Source organism: Limnohabitans sp. (genome assembly GCF_044373035.1).
GTDB lineage: Bacteria > Pseudomonadota > Gammaproteobacteria > Burkholderiales > Burkholderiaceae_C > Limnohabitans_A.
Genome location: NZ_JBILQU010000074.1, coordinates 1 through 14,883, shown reverse-complemented (window position 1 = coordinate 14,883; position 14,883 = coordinate 1). Strand labels below are relative to the sequence as shown.

Sequence of the window (14,883 nt, the reverse complement as noted above, 5' to 3'; positions counted from 1 at the left end):
TGAAAGTGATTGCGCGTTTTGGTGTGGGTTACGACACCATCGATGTCCCTACTTGTCAGAAGGCAGGAATTCTTCTGACCATTGCGCCCGATGGCGTTCGTCGCCCAGTGGCGGTCTCAGCCATCACTTTCATGCTCATGCTGGCGCACAAAGTGGGTATCAAGGACCGTTTGACGCGAGCGGGCCGCTGGGCAGAAAAATCCGATCACATTGGCACAGGCTTGACAGGCCGTAACCTGGGTTCGCTGGGGGTGGGCAATATCGGGGCTGAGATGTTTCGTCTGGCCAAGCCTTTCGACATGACATTCATTGCTCACGACCCCTATGCCGATCCCAAGCAAATGGCTGCGCTGGGTGTGGAGTTGGTGGATTTGGACACCCTGTTTCGCAACTCGGATTTTTTGACAGTGAATTGCCCTTTGAATAAATCGACCCGTGGTTTGGTCAATGCGAACAAGTTGTCATTGATGAAAAAAACGGCTTACCTCATCAATACAGCCCGAGGTCCTATCGTAGACGAGTCGGCGCTTTATCAGGCATTGGTGGAGAAAAAAATTGCTGGGGCAGGTTTGGACGTTTTCGAGGTAGAGCCCACACCCGCAGACAACCCCTTGCTGCAGTTGGACAATGTGGTGGTGACGCCCCATGGTATTTGCTTTACCGATGAATGCATGCAGGGCTTGGCCGAAAGTGCTTTCAGGGCCGTTGTTGATGTGATGCAGGGTAAAAAACCGGCACATGTTGTGAGCGCCTGATCTGCAGCCCCCTCAACTTTTAAAGGATCCACATGACAACTGAGATGCCCCTGAAGCCAACCATCATGTCTGGCCAGACTGTCGCGGGGGCTATGGTTTTTGAATTTTTCACACCGGGCATCTCGCAGATACTGGCCAATTCAGGAGCCCGTTTTGCAATCTACGACATGGAGCACACGGGTTTGGGTTTTGAAACCCTGAAATGGTTGTTTGCCACTTGCCGAGGTTTACCCATAGAGCCTATGGTGCGCGTACCCACCGGTGAGTACACTTGGATAGCACGTGCCCTGGACATCGGGGCGCGCGGGGTGATGGTCCCGATGGTGGAGGACCGGGCCCAGGCCGAGCGTCTGGCCCAGGCTTGCCGTTATCCTGGGCTGGGTCGCCGGGGCGCAGCTTTTGGATTTGCGCAATGCGATTACAAGGGCGGAGATGTGGTTGAAAAAATGCGCCTTTACCATGATCGAACTTTGCTGATTGCGCAGATCGAAACAGAAAAGGGCTTGCAAAATGTCGAAGATATTGCTGCTGTCGATGGGGTAGATGTTTTATGGGTGGGGCACTTTGATTTGTCCAATTTCATGGGCATACCTGGCCAGTTTGACCATCCAAAGTTCAGTGAAGCCATGAACCATGTGGCCAAGGTGGCGAGAAAACATGGCAAGGTCGCAGGGTTCATGGCCACCGATGCGACCTGGATTGAGCGGGCTAAAGCCATGGGTTACACCATGCTTGCCGCAGGCACAGACACAGCCTTGTTGCAACAGGCCTTCGGGCAGTTGATTCTGGGCATGCAGTCCACTCCGGCGGATTGAAGCCGTCCTGTTTCACATGCCGGTGTAATTCGGCCCGCCGCCGCCTTCAGGCGTGACCCAGACGATGTTTTGTGTCGGGTCCTTGATGTCGCAGGTTTTGCAGTGCACACAGTTTTGCGCGTTGATCTGTAGGCGGTCCGAGTTGTCTTCGTTCTTCACGTACTCGTAAACACCGGCAGGGCAATAGCGGCTCTCGGGCCCGCCATACTTGGCCAGGTTGATGCCCACGGGCACCGAGGCGTCTTTCAACGTGAGGTGCGCTGGCTGGTTTTCTTCGTGGTTGGTGTTGCTGATGAAGACGCTGGAGAGGCGGTCAAAAGTCAGCTTGCCGTCTGGCTTGGGGTAATCGATTTTGGGGCAATCGGCCGCAGGCTTCAGATACGTGTGGTCGGCTTTGTCGCGGTGCAGCGTCCACGGAATGTGGCCACGCAAGACAAACTGCTCAAAACCGTTCATCAAAGTCGCCACGGTCAGGCCTTTCTTGAACCAGGTCTTGAAGTTGCGCGACTTGTTCAGTTCGGTGTAGAGCCAGCTGGCCTCGAAGGCCTCGGGGTATGCGGCCAATTCGTCGTGCTGGCGACCAGCTTGCAACGCGTCGTAGGCGGCCTCTGCGGCCAGCATGCCGGTTTTGATGGCGGCGTGGCTGCCCTTGATGCGGCTGACGTTCAAGTAGCCCGCGTCACAACCGACCAGCGCGCCGCCGGGGAACACCGTCTTGGGCAAGCTCATCAGGCCGCCAGCAGTGATGGCGCGTGCACCATAGCCAATGCGCTTGGCGTTGACTTCGCCTTGGTCGTTGGTGAAGTACCACTTGATGTTGTTGTGGGTTTTCCAGCGCTGGAACTCTTCAAACGGGCTGAGCCAGGGGTTGGCATAGTCCAGTCCCACCACATAACCGATGGCGATCTTGTTGTCTTCCATGTGGTACATGAACGCGCCGCCATAGGTGTCGTTGTTCATGGGCCAGCCGGCGGTGTGCATCACAAAGCCGGGGGTGTGGCGCGAGGAGTCGATTTCCCACACTTCTTTGATGCCGATGCCATAGGCCTGCGGGTCGCGCCCCTCGTCCAGCTTGTACTTGGCGATCAGCTGCTTTCCCAGGTGGCCTCGAGCGCCTTCGGCGAACACGGTGTACTTGGCGTGCAGTTCCATGCCCAGCTGGAAGTTCTCGGTCGGCTCGCCGTCTTTGCCCACGCCCATATTGCCGGTGGCAACGCCCTTGACCGAAGGTAAACCCCCGTTCGCGCTACCGTCTTCGTTGTAGAGCACTTCGGCTGCCGTGAAGCCGGGGAATATTTCCACGCCCAGGTTTTCGGCCTGCTGGCCCAACCAGCGGGTGAAATTGGAGAGGCTGATGATGTAGTTGCCGTGGTTTTGTGCGCACTCGGGCAAGAAGATGCCGGGGGTGCGGGTGGCACCGGTCTCAGACAGAAAGCTCCAGGCGTCGTCGGTCACGGGCTGGTTGAGTGGAGCGCCCAGCTCTTTCCAGTTGGGAAACAGTTCGGTCAGGGCCTTGGGGTCCATGATGGCGCCGCTGAGAATGTGTGCGCCGGGCTCGCCGCCTTTTTCCAGCACCACCACCGAGACGTCCGTGCCTTTTTCAGCGGCCAGTTGCTTGAGACGGATGGCTGTGGACAGGCCTGCGGGGCCGCCACCGACCACGACCACGTCGTATTCCATGGATTCGCGGGGGCCGTAGGTGCTCAGGATTTCTTCGGGGCTCATGAAAGTCTCTGTTCTAAGTTGGGGATGGGGCTGCCACGCACCGGGGTGTCGGGCTTGTGACTCATTTTATGCGGCAGAGCTCGGGTTCCCCCGCACAATGGTGTCATGGGTGGGTTACTGCTGAAAAGATGGCTTTTAGAGAGGAATATGTCATGGCTTATGAAATTGATTTGTCGGGTCGCGTGGCCTTGGTCACTGGGGCTTCGGGGGGCTTGGGTGCGCAATTTGCCAAAACCCTGGCTGCAGCTGGCGCGGGCGTGGTACTGGCCAGCCGCCGCATTGAAAAACTCAAGGACCTGAGGGCCGAAATCGAGGCCGCCGGGGGCGATGCCCATGTGGTCGAGATGGACGTGACTGACCGCCACAGCATTGCAGCGGCTGTGGCGCATGCCGAAACCGAGATGGGCAGCATCGATATTTTGGTGAACAACTCGGGCGTGAGCACCACCCAGCGCATTCAGGACGTGACCGAAGAAGACTACGACTTCATCATGAACACCAATGTGCGCGGTGCATTTTTTGTGGCGCAAGAGGTGGGCAAACGCATGCTGGCCCGCGCCAAGGGGGCTGCGCCGGGCAGTTTCACAGGCGGGCGCGTCATCAACATCGCCTCGATGGCGGGCCTGAAAGTCTTGCCGCAAATTGGCGTGTACTGCATGAGCAAGGCCGCTGTGATCCAGATGACCAAGGCCTTTGCGGTGGAGTGGGGCAAGTTCGGCATCAACGTGAACGCGATTTGCCCCGGCTACATCGACACCGAGATCAACCACCACCACTGGCAAACCGAGCAGGGCCAAAAGCTCATCAGCATGCTGCCGCGCAAGCGTGTCGGCCAGCCGCGAGACCTGGACGCTTTGCTGATGCTGCTGGCCAGCGACCAGAGCCATTTCATCAACGGCGCAGTGGTGTCGGCTGACGACGGCTTTGCTGTCTGAGGGCCAAGCCATGAAGCTGGAACTTCCTGAGCGGAAAAAATTTGTCAATGAGTTGGTCATTCCTATCCGCTGGGGTGACATGGACGCCATGGGCCACGTCAACAACACGGTGTATTTCCGGTACTTGGAAAGCACCCGCATTGACTGGTTCGACAAGATCGGCTTCATGCCCAACCCGCAGGGCGAAGGACCGGTGATCATCAATGCGTTTTGCAATTTTTACCAACAGTTTGAATACCCGGGCAGCATCCTGGCCAAGATGTTTGTGAGCGATCCGGGCCGCACCACATTTGAGAGTTGGTGCACGCTGGAGCGCACCGATCAGCCTGGCGTGGTGTTTGCCGCCGGGGGTGCGACCACCATTTGGGTGAATTTTCCCAATCAAAAAGCGGTGGCCCTCCCCGACTGGGTGCGGGCCTTGGTCAGCGACTGAGCGCTGTTGCTGTTGTGTGGGAGCGCACCCCCGGGAGCGAATGCCTCAAGGTGTTGTTGCAGCCGCGCCGCCCACAGCACGCCACTGGTCAGCATGGCTTTGCAGCCAGTCTTGTGACAAGGTGGCACTGCCCACTTGCATAGGGTGAAAGTCTTGGCGGGTGTAGGCCCAGATGGGCTTGGCCACGCGCCAAACCATGCCGTGGCGGCCGAACAAAAACTTGCTGGCCGACCACCAGGTGGAGGGCTTGAACAGTGTCTTGTCGTGCCAGAGGTTGTTGACGGTTTGGCGGAAGACGTCGGTGCTGAACTGCACCGTCACGAACCAAAACCAGCGCATGCGCCAGGTGTGGTTTCCGCCCAGGCGCTGGTACAGGTCAAAGGCCACGCATTTGTGTTCGGACTCTTCCGCCGCATGCCAACGCCACAGGGTTTTGAGAGGGTCTTCTGCGCCAGCAAACCAGTCACCCGCTTGGTCCATCCGGTCCAACGTCTGGTCGCCAAAAATCGAGGTGTAGTGCTCAAAAGCGGCGGTGATGGCCAGCTCGTGCAGATAACCCTTGTCGCTTTTGCTGAAGAATTCGTCGCGGCCTTTTTTCAGGCGTTGCTCGGCGCGGGGCCCCCAGTGGTTGACCAAGCCTTGTTTTTCCAGGTGCGCGTTGTACAGCGCATGCAGGTGGCGGTGGGTCGCCTCCTGGCCCACAAAGCCCTTGGCAATTTCCTTGAGCTCGGCGTTTTCGGGGGTGTCGGGCAGCTGCTTGGCCCCGGCCTTGACGGCATCAATAAAGGACTGCTCGCCCACCGGAAAGCTCATGGACAAGGCGTTGGCATAGGCCGTTAAAAACGCATCGCCGCCATTCCAGTGACGCGAAAAACCCTGGCTCAGGTCCACGCTCAATCGGCGCACGGTCAACTCGGTCGGGGCGGCGGGGTAGGGGGGCATGGTGGATCTCTTGGTCAAATAGGTCAGAATATGAGCATTGTTCAGGTTTTGCAAAGACCTTGCAACTCGCTATCTGCTCACATTTTGAATAAGGATTTTCATGCCCGCTGCCAAACCCGATGCAAAACCTGCCACCAAGCCGCAAGCCAAGTCCCAGGCCGATCTCAGCCTGCGTCGCCAGCCCTCGCAGGCGCGGGCACAGCAGACCATGCAAACCTTGTTCAAGGCCGCTGCTCAGATTTTGGACAAGGAAGGCGAGGGCGGTTTGACCACCAACAAGGTGGCGGCAGCGGCCGGTTTTTCGATTGGCACCCTGTACCAGTACTTCCCAAGCAAAGAAGTGTTGGTGCGGGCCATGGCCGCGCGGGGCCAAGAGATGGTGCTGCAAGAGCTGGGGCGATACCTCAGCGAGCTGGAAACCCTGCCGCATGTGCGTGATCTGGACGGGCGTGAGCTGCTGGGCCAGGCCCTCCGCATTTTGGTGCGGGGCTTTGCCACGGGCAAGGGCCTGAGCCAAAGCCTGATCCGCCTGTGCTGGACACTGGAAAAGCCCGATGAAACCGCCAGCGCCGTGCGTCAGGTGGCCGACCGGCTGGCCATCTTTTTTGAGCGCATCGGCCACCCCGCGCTGCAAACACCCAGCCCGGCGCAGCTGTTTGTGCTGACCCGCTCGGTCATTGGCACACTGCGCAGCGCCAGCCTGGAAAAGTCACCCCTCTTGGGCAGCCCCGCGTTTGAAGAAGCCCTGGTGCAAATGGCCTGGGCTTTGTTGGCCCGGCCGCAAGCGCTTCAAGCCGTCGGTTTGGCCTTGGGCGCGCGGCCCATCAAATAGAACTCGGGGTTAGGCATCATCCCGCTGAAGCTGGCCATGCGGTTAGACAGACCAAAGAACGCGGTGATCGCCGCGATGTCCCAGATGTCTTCGTCGTTGAAACCGTGCGCGTGCAGGACTGCAAAGTCGGCATCTTCCACCTGGTCAGAGTGGTCGCAAACCTTGAGCGCAAAGTCCAGCATGGCGCGCTGGCGTGGCGAGATGTCGGCCTTGCGGTGGTTGATGGCGACCTGGTCGGCCACCAGGGGTTTCTTTTCGTAAATGCGCAAAATAGCGCCGTGTGCCACCACGCAATACAGGCAGTGGTTGGCCGCGCTGGTAGTGGTCACGATCATCTCGCGCTCACCCTTGGTCAGGCCACTCTCGCGCCCCACCGACTCGGGCACCATCAGGGCGTCGTGGTAGGCAAAGAAAGCGCGCCACTCAGCGGGCCGGCGGGCAAACGCCAAAAAAACATGGGGCACAAAACCGGCTTTTTCTTGCACCTCCAGCACTTTGGCTTTGATGTCGTCAGGCAAGTCATTGATTTCGGGGGCAGGGTAGCGTGTTGTCATGGGTGTGCTCGTCAGAGGTTTCAAAATGTTTATGCTTGGTTTATTTTCCACCAACTTGGATCTTCACCATGACCGCTTTGAACACCCCAGCTGCCCATTCAGCGCCGCTTGAATGGCCAACCGATGCCGATTTCCAAAACGGGCTGGCTACGCGCAGCCAAGTCGTTGGGGCAGATTATGTCGAACGGGCCTTGGGCGGTGCGACCGAGTTCACACAGCCCATGCAAGAGTTCATCACGCGCAACGCCTGGGGCAATGTCTGGCAGCGTCCGGGGCTTGACCTCAAAACCCGCAGCCTGATCACCGTGGCCATGCTCACGGCCCAAGGCAAGCAGCAAGAACTCAAGGCGCATGTTCGCGGTGCCCTGAACAACGGTGCCACACCAGAAGAAATCCGCGAACTCATGCTGCACGCCACCGTTTACTGTGGTTTTCCGGCAGCGATTGACGCGTTCCGAAGCGCCACAGAGGTCATCGAGCCCAAAACTTGAGGGTTTGAGGAACCTAGGCATCACGCTTGCATTGACGTTTGAGTGCTTTTCCATCATCTTCGAATGAGGAGATAAAGCAATGAATTTTCAGAACTCATCCAGGCCCGCAAAAGCGTTCGCGGTTACCAACAAAAACCTGTCCCCCGTGAGGTGATCGAAGAGATCCTCTCGGTGGCCAAGTGGTCGCCCTCGTCGATGAACACGCAGCCCTGGCATGTGCATGTGGTCACGGGCGAACCACTGGATAGGATTCGCCGAGGCAACACCGAAAACATGGTCAAGGGTGTGCCACCCAAGCGCGACTTTCTGATGAAAGAGTCCTACGAGGGCATCCACCGCAAGCGCCAAGTCGACATCGCCATTCAGCTGTTTGAGTCAAACCCTACCTGCCAAGTGCAATGATGCCCGCAGCGTTTCATTCAGCCGAGTTTGCCATCCATCGCCAGTGGCGCGCAGGGCTGCGAGCACGTCTGCGTCCAGTCTGATCTTGACCGGTTCTTTGGTCACGGCCTGGCTGCTGCCCACAGGGCGGCCACGTCGTCGGGCCATGATTTGCTCAGGCGTGTGGACGGCTGCAATCACCCCGTCCCGCGCTTCTGTCAGAGATTCGCGCAGCCCCTCGATGGCGTGCCCCGCATCGGCTTCGACCGCTTTGGCCAGCTTCTGAATGTCGATCTTTTTCAAATTCATGGCATCAGCGCCTGTCAATTTCATGCGCGGGCAGGTTCTCTCTGTCCGCTTTGGCGTAAATCGCCACCAATAGAACCAATTCTTCAGCGTTCAGATTGAAATAAATCACGCGAACGCCCCCTCGTTTGCCTTTGCCTTGCAGGGTCCAGCGAACTTTGCGGGCACCATCTGCACCAGGGATCACTGTGCCTGCATTCGGGTGCATGCGATCCAGTCTATGAAGGCGTGCCGCTCGGTTGGACGCCAGAGTTTCTCTGCCTGCTTTTGAAAAGTGGGCGTTTCAATCACGGTGAACATAATTAATTGTACCCCCAATTAAATTAAGCCTCATTTTATCGCTCACCCACGCATCAACTTCTGAATCAAATCCGCCGCCCCCGAGGCCTCGTATTTGCGCATGAGTTTGACGCGGTAAATCTCGACTGTGCGGTGGCTGATGCCCAGCGCTTTGCCGATCGCTTTGCTGGTCAGGCCGTCCATCAGGTGCGCGGCGACTTCGCGTTCGCGGGCGGTGAGTTCAGCCTTGACGGGTTTGCGGGCCGAGAGGTCTTCAAAGGTCCAGATGCCTGCTTCGTGAGGGGCGTCGCGGTTGAGCGCTCGGCCCGTCACATGGCACCAGAAGGTTTCGCCTTTGAAGCGGCCGTCCACCCTTTTCATGATGCGGTCGTCGGCATACACGCCTTTGGCGTTCAAGATGGGCTTGATGCGCTGGCCGGTGCGTTCGTATTCGTCGGCGCTGGGGTAAAGCAGCTGAAAGGTCTGGCCGATGAGTTGTTCGCGGCCCACACCAAACATCTCGCACACGCGCTGGTTGCAGTCGACGATGGCGCGGTTGCGCGAGAGCACCAAGCCGATGGGGGCCAAGTCAAAGGCGAGGCGGTAATCGATGTCTGAGTTCATGAGTGGGATGGTCTGCGGCCAGGGGAAGCCCTCTACGAAAAACTACGTAGTTGAATACGTAGTATCGTCATGTTTTCATTCATCCTTGATGGGAGACCGGTGTGAACAAGATTTATCCCTCCGCAGCCGAGGCCTTGAAGGGCATCGTGGCTGACGGTCAATTGCTTGGCGTGGGCGGTTTTGGCCTGTGCGGCATTCCCGAAGCGCTGATCGCTGCACTGCGTGACAGCGGCGTGCAGAACCTCACTGCGATTTCGAACAACGCGGGCGTGGACGATTTTGGTTTGGGCATCTTGCTGCAGACCCGCCAGATCAAGAAGATGATTTCTTCGTATGTGGGCGAGAACAAAGAGTTTGAGCGCCAGTACCTGGCGGGCGAGCTGGCTTTGGATTTCACCCCCCAAGGCACGCTGGCCGAGAAGCTGCGTGCGGGCGGTGCGGGCATCCCGGCTTTCTTCACCAAGACTGGCGTGGGCACCCTGGTGGCCGAAGGCAAAGAGCTGCGCGAGTTTGACGGCGAGACCTACGTGATGGAGCGCGCCTTGGTGCCCGACGTGTCGCTGGTCAAAGCGCACCGCGCCGACAAATCCGGCAACCTGCAGTTTCGCTACACCTCGCGCAACTTCAACCCCGCAGTGGCCATGGCCGGCAAGATCTGCGTGGTCGAGGTCGAAGAGATCGTCGAGACCGGCGAGATGCACCCCGACAGCGTGCACCTGCCAGGCATTTATGTGCACCGCATCGTGTTGAACGCGACACCGGAAAAGCGCATTGAGAAACGCACCATTACAGAAAAGGCGGGCGTATGAAGCCCGCCGTGACAGAAAAAACAGGAGTTTGATATGAGCTGGAGTCAAGACCAAATGGCCGCCCGTGCGGCCCACGAACTGGAAGACGGTTTCTATGTGAACCTGGGCATCGGTATTCCGACCCTGGTAGCCAACTTTGTGCCAACCGACAAAGAAGTTTGGCTGCAAAGCGAAAACGGCATGTTGGGCATTGGCCCTTTCCCGATCGAAGACGAAGTCGATGCCGACCTGATCAACGCGGGCAAACAGACGGTGACCACCATCAAAGGCTCGTCGATCTTTGGCAGCGAGCTGTCGTTTGCCATGATCCGTGGCGGCAAGATCAACCTGTCGATCCTCGGCGCGATGCAGGTGAGCGAAAAGGGCGATCTGGCCAACTGGATGATCCCCGGCAAGATGGTCAAGGGCATGGGCGGCGCGATGGATTTGGTGGCGGGCGTCAAACGCGTGATCATCCTGATGGAACACGTGGCCAAGAAAAAAGACGGCACCGAAGACATGAAGATTTTGCCCAGCTGCACATTGCCTTTGACAGGCGTGGGCGTGGTCGACCGCATCATCACCGACCTGGCCGTGATGGACGTGACGGAGGCAGGTCTGAAGGTGGTGGAGTTGGCCCCAGGCGTGACGCCTGAGTTGCTGCAAAGCAAGACGGGTGTGAAGCTGCATTTCTGAATCCACGCCAAATCATGCAAAAAGGCCCCGTGAGGGGCCTTTTTTCATGATTTGGAGCGGGTGATGGGAATCGAACCCACGTTATTTGCTTGGGAAGCAAGAGTCCTACCATTGAACGACACCCGCAGTGGCTGAATTCTAATCGCTTAAGAGATTTGCAAGACCCGCCATCAAAGAGCGCAAAGTTAAAATCAAGCGATGCGCAGTCCCACTCCCCAAAACCAAGCCTTGAACGCACAGCCTTGGTTTTTGTTTTTACTGGCCTGCTACACCGTCCTCGAGTTGTCCTTCAATCACCGTCTGCTCGAATTGGCGGGTGATTTGCAATGGAACACCACCACCGTCCAATTGAATGATATTGAAATTTGGGGGCGTATCGTTTCTGGTTTGGGTTTGGCTTTGTTGTTGATGCGTTGGCTGGACAACTGGGTGCGTTCGAGGGTTTTACTTTTGGTAATGTGCTGTGCGCTGGGTTTGTTCAGCATGTGGCATGTGCAAAAAGCTTTGGTGGACACCATCGTGGCGCGCGCCGACGAACAAGACTTGACGATGAGCTGGAAGTCGCAGATGAGCACGCAGCAAGCGCTCAATGGACTCATTTTGCTTCGCGGCGAAACCTTGCTGACCAGCCCGGCCCCCCAGAGATACGGCCCGTGATGAGTGCTTTGTGGGCCTCTTCGGTGGCTGGCTTGTACCCTGAAGATCTGGACTCGGATTCGGGTGCTTCGCAACTGATGAACAGCTTTTTTGCCCCGCAAATCACTCCGTCGCAACGGCTTGCGGCTTACCGCAAAACCGTCATGACGCCGGTGGTGCTGGCCGCTTCATTGATGTTTGGATTGCTCAATCTGTGCCAACTTTTTGCGGGTGGTTTTTCTTGGCTGTTGATGGCCATTGGGCAAGACCGGCTAATGCAACGCTGCAAGCCCTGGTTGCTGCCAGCCTTGACCGTGTTGTGTGTGGCGATGAGTTGGTGGCCAGGCAATGTGTGGACCGCATCGCCTGCTTATCAACGGGTGGCCAGTCCTGCGCTTTGGGCCGACAAACCCTACTTGGCCCCTTTTGTGGAGTGGAGTTTGCGCGCTGAGCCGGCTTGGGCGGACTCAGTGGAATGGGTCCACCGGGCTTTGCTGCAAGATTTCGAATTCAAGATGCCGTTTCGCCACTGGCTCGGGTATGAGGGCACGCAACCTTCACCCCAGGCGGAGCCTTTGCGCTGATCTTGGGGTTGGCATCACTTCAGGATGTCGCCCATGCAGAGGTACTTGATTTCCACATAGTCGTCCATGCCGTGGTGAGAGCCTTCGCGGCCCAAGCCCGACTGCTTGACGCCACCGAAAGGCACATGCTCGGTGGCCAAAATGCCCACGTTGATGCCCACCATGCCGTATTCCAGCGCCTCAGCCACGCGGAAGATGCGGCCCACGTCGCGGCTGTAAAAGTAGCTGGCCAAGCCGAACTCGGTGTTGTTGGCCGCATCCACCGCTTCTTGCTCGGTCTTGAATTTGAAGATGGGTGCAAAGGGGCCGAAGGTCTCTTCTTTGGCGCACAACATGTCGGCGGTGGCATCTGCCACCACGGTGGGTTCAAAGAACTGGCCCGAGCCCATGCCGGACAGGCGCTTGCCCCCGACCACCACGCGGCCGCCTTTGGCCACGGCGTCGTCCACATGGCGCTGCACTTTGGTCAAGGCCGCTTCTTCAATCAAGGGGCCTTGGTTCACGCCGTCTTCAAAGCCGTTGCCCACTTTGGCGGTCTGCACTTTGGCCGCGAATTTTTTGACAAACTCGTCGTACACGCCTTCTTGCACATAAAAGCGGTTGGAGCACACGCAAGTCTGGCCCGCATTGCGGTATTTGCTGGCGAAGGCACCTTCTACCGCGCTGTCGATGTCGGCATCTTCAAAAACAATGAAAGGCGCGTTGCCGCCGAGTTCGAGCGACATTTTTTTGACGGTGGGGGCCGACTGCGCCATCAAGAGGCGGCCCACTTCGGTCGAGCCGGTGAAGCTGATGTGCCGCACCACGTCGCTCGCGCACAGCACCTTGCCCACGGCAATCGAGTTGTCGGCATCGGCCGTGATCATGTTCAGCACGCCCGCGGGAATGCCCGCGCGGATGGCGAGCTCGGCCGCGGCCAGGGCCGTCAGCGGCGTCAGCTCGGCCGGCTTGATGATCACCGGGCAGCCTGCGGCCAACGCGGGCGCGACCTTGCGGGTGATCATGGCCAGGGGAAAGTTCCATGGCGTGATGGCCGCGCACACGCCAATCGGTTGCTTGAGCACCAGGAGGCGGCGGTTGTTGTCGAATTGGGGCAGGGTTTCGCCATTGATGCGCTTGGCTTCTTCGGCAAACCACTCGACAAAGCTGGCACCGTAGGCCACTTCGCCTTTGGCTTCGGGAAAGGGTTTGCCTTGCTCGGCGGTCATGAGGCGGCCCAGGTCGTCCTGGTTGGCCATGAGCAGGTCGTACCACTTTCGCAAGATGATGCTGCGCTCTTTGGCGGTTTTGGCTTTCCATGCAGGCCAGGCGGCGTTGGCGGCTGCAATGGCTTGCTCGGCCTCCGCTGGGCCCAGATTGGCCACATCCGCCAGATGGGCCCCGGTGGCGGGGTCGGTCACGGCAAAACGGCCGCTGCCTTTGACCCATTGGCCGTTGATGAGGGCGTCGGTCTTGAGCAGGCTGGGGTCGTTGAGTTGGGCGAGGGGGGATGTCTTCATGTCCATGGGTGTCTCCAGAAGCTGCAAGTACAGGTACTTTTATAAGTTCAACCAGCAAGCTTAGCGTTTGTGCGGTGCACCGTCTGTCACAAAAGACTCAAAACCCCGATGCCCAGAGGACGGCTGGTCTTGTGCGTGCCAGAAATGGCCCTGCCTCAAATCTATAATGGCCGGTTGCATTGAAAGCCTGAACCACCATGAGCCAAGCCCCCATTTCCGTCTCCGACATCCGCAAGACCTTTCTGGACTTTTTTGAGTCCAAAGGCCACACCGTGGTGCCGTCCAGCCCCTTGGTGCCGGGCAACGACCCCACTTTGATGTTCACCAACTCGGGCATGGTCCAGTTCAAGGACGTGTTTTTGGGTTCGGACAAGCGCTCTTATGTCCGCGCTGCCTCCGTGCAAGCTTGCCTGCGCGCCGGTGGCAAGCACAACGACCTGGAAAACGTGGGCTACACCGCCCGTCACCACACCTTTTTCGAGATGCTGGGCAATTGGTCGTTTGGTGACTACTTCAAGCGCGAATCGCTGGAGTGGGCGTGGGAGCTGCTGACCCAGGTCTACAAACTGCCCGCCGACAAGCTCTACGCCACGGTGTACATGGAAGACGACGAAGCCCATGCCATTTGGGAAGGCATTTTTGTCAACGCAGGCTGGACGCCTGAACGCATCAAGTCAGAGAACCGCATCATCCGCATCGGCGACAACAAGGGCGGCCGCTACAAGTCCGACAACTTCTGGATGATGGCCGACACCGGCCCCTGCGGTCCTTGCTCCGAGATTTTTTACGACCACGGTGCCCACATCCCCGGCGGCCCACCCGGCAGCCCCGATGAAGACGGCGACCGTTTCATCGAAATCTGGAACAACGTGTTCATGCAGTTCAACATGGACGAAACCGGTGCCGTCACGCCGCTGCCTGCGCCGTGCGTGGACACCGGCATGGGCCTCGAACGTCTTGCAGCCATTCTTCAACATGTTCACAGCAACTACGAGATCGACATTTTTGACGCGCTGATCAAAGCCGCATCGCGCGAAACCGGCTGCACCGACCTGAACAACAAGTCGCTGCGCGTGATCGCCGACCACATCCGCGCCACTGCGTTTTTGGTGAGCGACGGCGTGGTGCCCAGCAACGAAGGCCGCGGCTATGTGCAGCGCCGCATCATCCGCCGCGCCATTCGCCACGGTTATTTGCTGGGCCAAAAGACCCCGTTCTTCCACAAGCTGGTGCCCGATTTGGTCCAGCTCATGGGCGCGGCTTACCCCAACATGGCCGATCAGGCCGAACGCATTGCCGACGTTTTGCGTGTGGAAGAAGAGCGCTTCTTTGAGACGCTGCAAAGCGGCATGCAAATTCTGGATTCGGCCCTCGAAGGTGGCGTGAAAGTGCTGCCCGGCGAAGTGGCCTTCAAGCTGCACGACACCTTCGGCTTTCCGCTCGACCTGTCGGCCGACGTCTGCCGCGAACGTGGTTTGACTGTGGACGAAGCCGGTTTTGCCGCCGCCATGGAAAAGCAAAAAGTCCAAGCCCGCGCCGCTGGCAAGTTCAAGATGGACAAGGCGCTCGACTATTCGGGCGAGGGCAACGACTTTGTGGGTTATGACG

At 58.4% G+C, this 14,883-nt stretch carries 19 protein-coding genes and 1 tRNA gene; 12 read left to right on the top strand and 8 right to left on the bottom strand.

Features of this window, described 5'->3' with window-relative positions; genetic code table 11:
• Together ACIQ47_RS11280 and ACIQ47_RS11275 are read left to right on the top strand one after the other, a co-directional pair.
• Nucleotides 1–755 (top strand): NAD(P)-dependent oxidoreductase (locus tag ACIQ47_RS11280; protein ID WP_396438211.1); only part of this gene is annotated, 755 nt, incomplete at its 5' end.
• Nucleotides 756–787: 32 nt separating this feature from the next.
• Nucleotides 788–1,570: an HpcH/HpaI aldolase/citrate lyase family protein gene (locus tag ACIQ47_RS11275; protein WP_396438210.1), complete on the top strand. Its 783-nt coding sequence runs from the start codon at nt 788–790 to the stop codon at nt 1,568–1,570.
• Nucleotides 1,571–1,582: 12 nt separating this feature from the next.
• Here the strand turns inward: ACIQ47_RS11275 and ACIQ47_RS11270 are convergent, their stop codons facing one another.
• Complete coding sequence (locus tag ACIQ47_RS11270) at nt 1,583–3,295, bottom strand: electron transfer flavoprotein-ubiquinone oxidoreductase (protein WP_396438209.1); 1,713 nt, start codon at nt 3,293–3,295, stop codon at nt 1,583–1,585.
• A 152-nt stretch (nt 3,296–3,447) separates the two neighbouring features.
• On the opposite strand from ACIQ47_RS11270, the gene ACIQ47_RS11265 reads away from it, so the two are divergent.
• Both ACIQ47_RS11265 and ACIQ47_RS11260 read left to right on the top strand, forming a co-directional pair.
• Nucleotides 3,448–4,230: an SDR family oxidoreductase gene (locus ACIQ47_RS11265; RefSeq protein ID WP_396438208.1), complete on the top strand. Its 783-nt coding sequence runs from the start codon at nt 3,448–3,450 to the stop codon at nt 4,228–4,230.
• Nucleotides 4,231–4,240: 10 nt separating this feature from the next.
• Nucleotides 4,241–4,663, top strand: a complete 423-nt coding sequence (locus ACIQ47_RS11260) for an acyl-CoA thioesterase (protein ID WP_396438207.1) — start codon at nt 4,241–4,243, stop codon at nt 4,661–4,663.
• Nucleotides 4,664–4,708: 45 nt separating this feature from the next.
• Here ACIQ47_RS11260 and ACIQ47_RS11255 read toward each other — a convergent pair whose 3' ends face one another.
• On the bottom strand, nt 4,709–5,605 hold the full coding sequence (locus tag ACIQ47_RS11255; protein WP_396438206.1) for a metal-dependent hydrolase: 897 nt from the start codon (nt 5,603–5,605) through the stop codon (nt 4,709–4,711).
• 100 nt (nt 5,606–5,705) lie between these two features.
• Between ACIQ47_RS11255 and ACIQ47_RS11250 the strand changes: the two genes are divergently transcribed.
• Nucleotides 5,706–6,437, top strand: coding sequence for a TetR/AcrR family transcriptional regulator (locus tag ACIQ47_RS11250; protein WP_396438205.1), 732 nt, complete (start codon nt 5,706–5,708; stop codon nt 6,435–6,437).
• Here ACIQ47_RS11250 and ACIQ47_RS11245 read toward each other — a convergent pair.
• Complete coding sequence (locus tag ACIQ47_RS11245; RefSeq protein WP_396438204.1) at nt 6,395–6,991, bottom strand: peroxidase-related enzyme; 597 nt, start codon at nt 6,989–6,991, stop codon at nt 6,395–6,397. The two genes, ACIQ47_RS11250 and ACIQ47_RS11245, sit on opposite strands and share 43 nt — an antisense overlap.
• 68 nt (nt 6,992–7,059) lie before the next feature.
• Between ACIQ47_RS11245 and ACIQ47_RS11240 the strand changes: the two genes are divergently transcribed.
• Together ACIQ47_RS11240 and ACIQ47_RS11235 are read left to right on the top strand one after the other, a co-directional pair.
• Nucleotides 7,060–7,482 carry a carboxymuconolactone decarboxylase family protein gene (locus ACIQ47_RS11240; protein ID WP_396438203.1) on the top strand — a complete coding sequence of 141 codons (423 nt, stop codon included), beginning with the start codon at nt 7,060–7,062 and terminating at the stop codon, nt 7,480–7,482.
• A 96-nt stretch (nt 7,483–7,578) separates the two neighbouring features.
• Nucleotides 7,579–7,884, top strand: a complete 306-nt coding sequence (locus tag ACIQ47_RS11235) for a nitroreductase family protein (RefSeq protein ID WP_396438212.1) — start codon at nt 7,579–7,581, stop codon at nt 7,882–7,884.
• On the opposite strand, the gene ACIQ47_RS11230 is transcribed toward ACIQ47_RS11235, so the two are convergent.
• The 3 genes from ACIQ47_RS11230 to ACIQ47_RS11220 form a co-directional block, all read right to left on the bottom strand.
• Nucleotides 7,858–8,172, bottom strand: a complete 315-nt coding sequence (locus ACIQ47_RS11230) for a BrnA antitoxin family protein (protein ID WP_396438202.1) — start codon at nt 8,170–8,172, stop codon at nt 7,858–7,860. The two genes, ACIQ47_RS11235 and ACIQ47_RS11230, sit on opposite strands and share 27 nt — an antisense overlap.
• Before the next feature lie 4 nt (nt 8,173–8,176).
• Nucleotides 8,177–8,377: a hypothetical protein gene (locus ACIQ47_RS11225; protein ID WP_396438201.1), complete on the bottom strand. Its 201-nt coding sequence runs from the start codon at nt 8,375–8,377 to the stop codon at nt 8,177–8,179.
• A 134-nt stretch (nt 8,378–8,511) separates the two neighbouring features.
• Nucleotides 8,512–9,072: a LuxR C-terminal-related transcriptional regulator gene (locus ACIQ47_RS11220; protein ID WP_396438200.1), complete on the bottom strand. Its 561-nt coding sequence runs from the start codon at nt 9,070–9,072 to the stop codon at nt 8,512–8,514.
• Nucleotides 9,073–9,173: 101 nt separating this feature from the next.
• On the opposite strand from ACIQ47_RS11220, the gene ACIQ47_RS11215 reads away from it, so the two are divergent.
• Both ACIQ47_RS11215 and ACIQ47_RS11210 read left to right on the top strand, forming a co-directional pair.
• Nucleotides 9,174–9,881: a CoA transferase subunit A gene (locus tag ACIQ47_RS11215; protein WP_396438199.1), complete on the top strand. Its 708-nt coding sequence runs from the start codon at nt 9,174–9,176 to the stop codon at nt 9,879–9,881.
• A 33-nt stretch (nt 9,882–9,914) separates the two neighbouring features.
• Nucleotides 9,915–10,556 carry a 3-oxoacid CoA-transferase subunit B gene (locus ACIQ47_RS11210; protein ID WP_396438198.1) on the top strand — a complete coding sequence of 214 codons (642 nt, stop codon included), beginning with the start codon at nt 9,915–9,917 and terminating at the stop codon, nt 10,554–10,556.
• A gap of 52 nt (nt 10,557–10,608) precedes the next feature.
• On the opposite strand, the gene ACIQ47_RS11205 is transcribed toward ACIQ47_RS11210, so the two are convergent.
• Nucleotides 10,609–10,682: transfer RNA gene (locus ACIQ47_RS11205), tRNA-Gly, on the bottom strand.
• 72 nt (nt 10,683–10,754) lie between these two features.
• Between ACIQ47_RS11205 and ACIQ47_RS11200 the strand changes: the two genes are divergently transcribed.
• Both ACIQ47_RS11200 and ACIQ47_RS11195 read left to right on the top strand, forming a co-directional pair.
• Nucleotides 10,755–11,213 (top strand): hypothetical protein, encoded by a 459-nt coding sequence (locus ACIQ47_RS11200; protein WP_396438197.1) that lies wholly within the window; start codon nt 10,755–10,757, stop codon nt 11,211–11,213.
• Nucleotides 11,213–11,776, top strand: a complete 564-nt coding sequence (locus ACIQ47_RS11195) for a hypothetical protein (RefSeq protein WP_396438196.1) — start codon at nt 11,213–11,215, stop codon at nt 11,774–11,776. Before ACIQ47_RS11200 ends, ACIQ47_RS11195 begins: the two co-directional genes overlap by 1 nt.
• Before the next feature lie 14 nt (nt 11,777–11,790).
• On the opposite strand, the gene ACIQ47_RS11190 is transcribed toward ACIQ47_RS11195, so the two are convergent.
• On the bottom strand, nt 11,791–13,281 hold the full coding sequence (locus tag ACIQ47_RS11190) for an NAD-dependent succinate-semialdehyde dehydrogenase (RefSeq protein WP_396438195.1): 1,491 nt from the start codon (nt 13,279–13,281) through the stop codon (nt 11,791–11,793).
• A gap of 191 nt (nt 13,282–13,472) precedes the next feature.
• Between ACIQ47_RS11190 and alaS the strand changes: the two genes are divergently transcribed.
• On the top strand, nt 13,473–14,883 hold a 1,411-nt coding region (gene alaS, locus ACIQ47_RS11185), incomplete at its 3' end, for an alanine--tRNA ligase (RefSeq protein ID WP_396438194.1).

Bases quoted from the DNA above. Each gene is read 5' to 3' on its own strand.
- ACIQ47_RS11190 (WP_396438195.1), bottom strand. From the start codon at position 13,281: ATGGACATGAAGACATCCCCCCTCGCCCAACTCAACGACCCCAGCCTG.
- ACIQ47_RS11225 (WP_396438201.1), bottom strand. From the start codon at position 8,377: ATGCACCCGAATGCAGGCACAGTGATCCCTGGTGCAGATGGTGCCCGC.
- ACIQ47_RS11195 (WP_396438196.1), top strand. From the start codon at position 11,213: ATGAGTGCTTTGTGGGCCTCTTCGGTGGCTGGCTTGTACCCTGAAGAT.
- ACIQ47_RS11260 (WP_396438207.1), top strand. From the start codon at position 4,241: ATGAAGCTGGAACTTCCTGAGCGGAAAAAATTTGTCAATGAGTTGGTC.
- ACIQ47_RS11255 (WP_396438206.1), bottom strand. From the start codon at position 5,605: ATGCCCCCCTACCCCGCCGCCCCGACCGAGTTGACCGTGCGCCGATTG.
- ACIQ47_RS11240 (WP_396438203.1), top strand. From the start codon at position 7,060: ATGACCGCTTTGAACACCCCAGCTGCCCATTCAGCGCCGCTTGAATGG.
- ACIQ47_RS11200 (WP_396438197.1), top strand. From the start codon at position 10,755: ATGCGCAGTCCCACTCCCCAAAACCAAGCCTTGAACGCACAGCCTTGG.
- ACIQ47_RS11270 (WP_396438209.1), bottom strand. From the start codon at position 3,295: ATGAGCCCCGAAGAAATCCTGAGCACCTACGGCCCCCGCGAATCCATG.
- ACIQ47_RS11245 (WP_396438204.1), bottom strand. From the start codon at position 6,991: ATGACAACACGCTACCCTGCCCCCGAAATCAATGACTTGCCTGACGAC.
- ACIQ47_RS11220 (WP_396438200.1), bottom strand. From the start codon at position 9,072: ATGAACTCAGACATCGATTACCGCCTCGCCTTTGACTTGGCCCCCATC.
- ACIQ47_RS11250 (WP_396438205.1), top strand. From the start codon at position 5,706: ATGCCCGCTGCCAAACCCGATGCAAAACCTGCCACCAAGCCGCAAGCC.
- ACIQ47_RS11230 (WP_396438202.1), bottom strand. From the start codon at position 8,172: ATGAATTTGAAAAAGATCGACATTCAGAAGCTGGCCAAAGCGGTCGAA.
- ACIQ47_RS11265 (WP_396438208.1), top strand. From the start codon at position 3,448: ATGGCTTATGAAATTGATTTGTCGGGTCGCGTGGCCTTGGTCACTGGG.
- ACIQ47_RS11275 (WP_396438210.1), top strand. From the start codon at position 788: ATGACAACTGAGATGCCCCTGAAGCCAACCATCATGTCTGGCCAGACT.
- ACIQ47_RS11210 (WP_396438198.1), top strand. From the start codon at position 9,915: ATGAGCTGGAGTCAAGACCAAATGGCCGCCCGTGCGGCCCACGAACTG.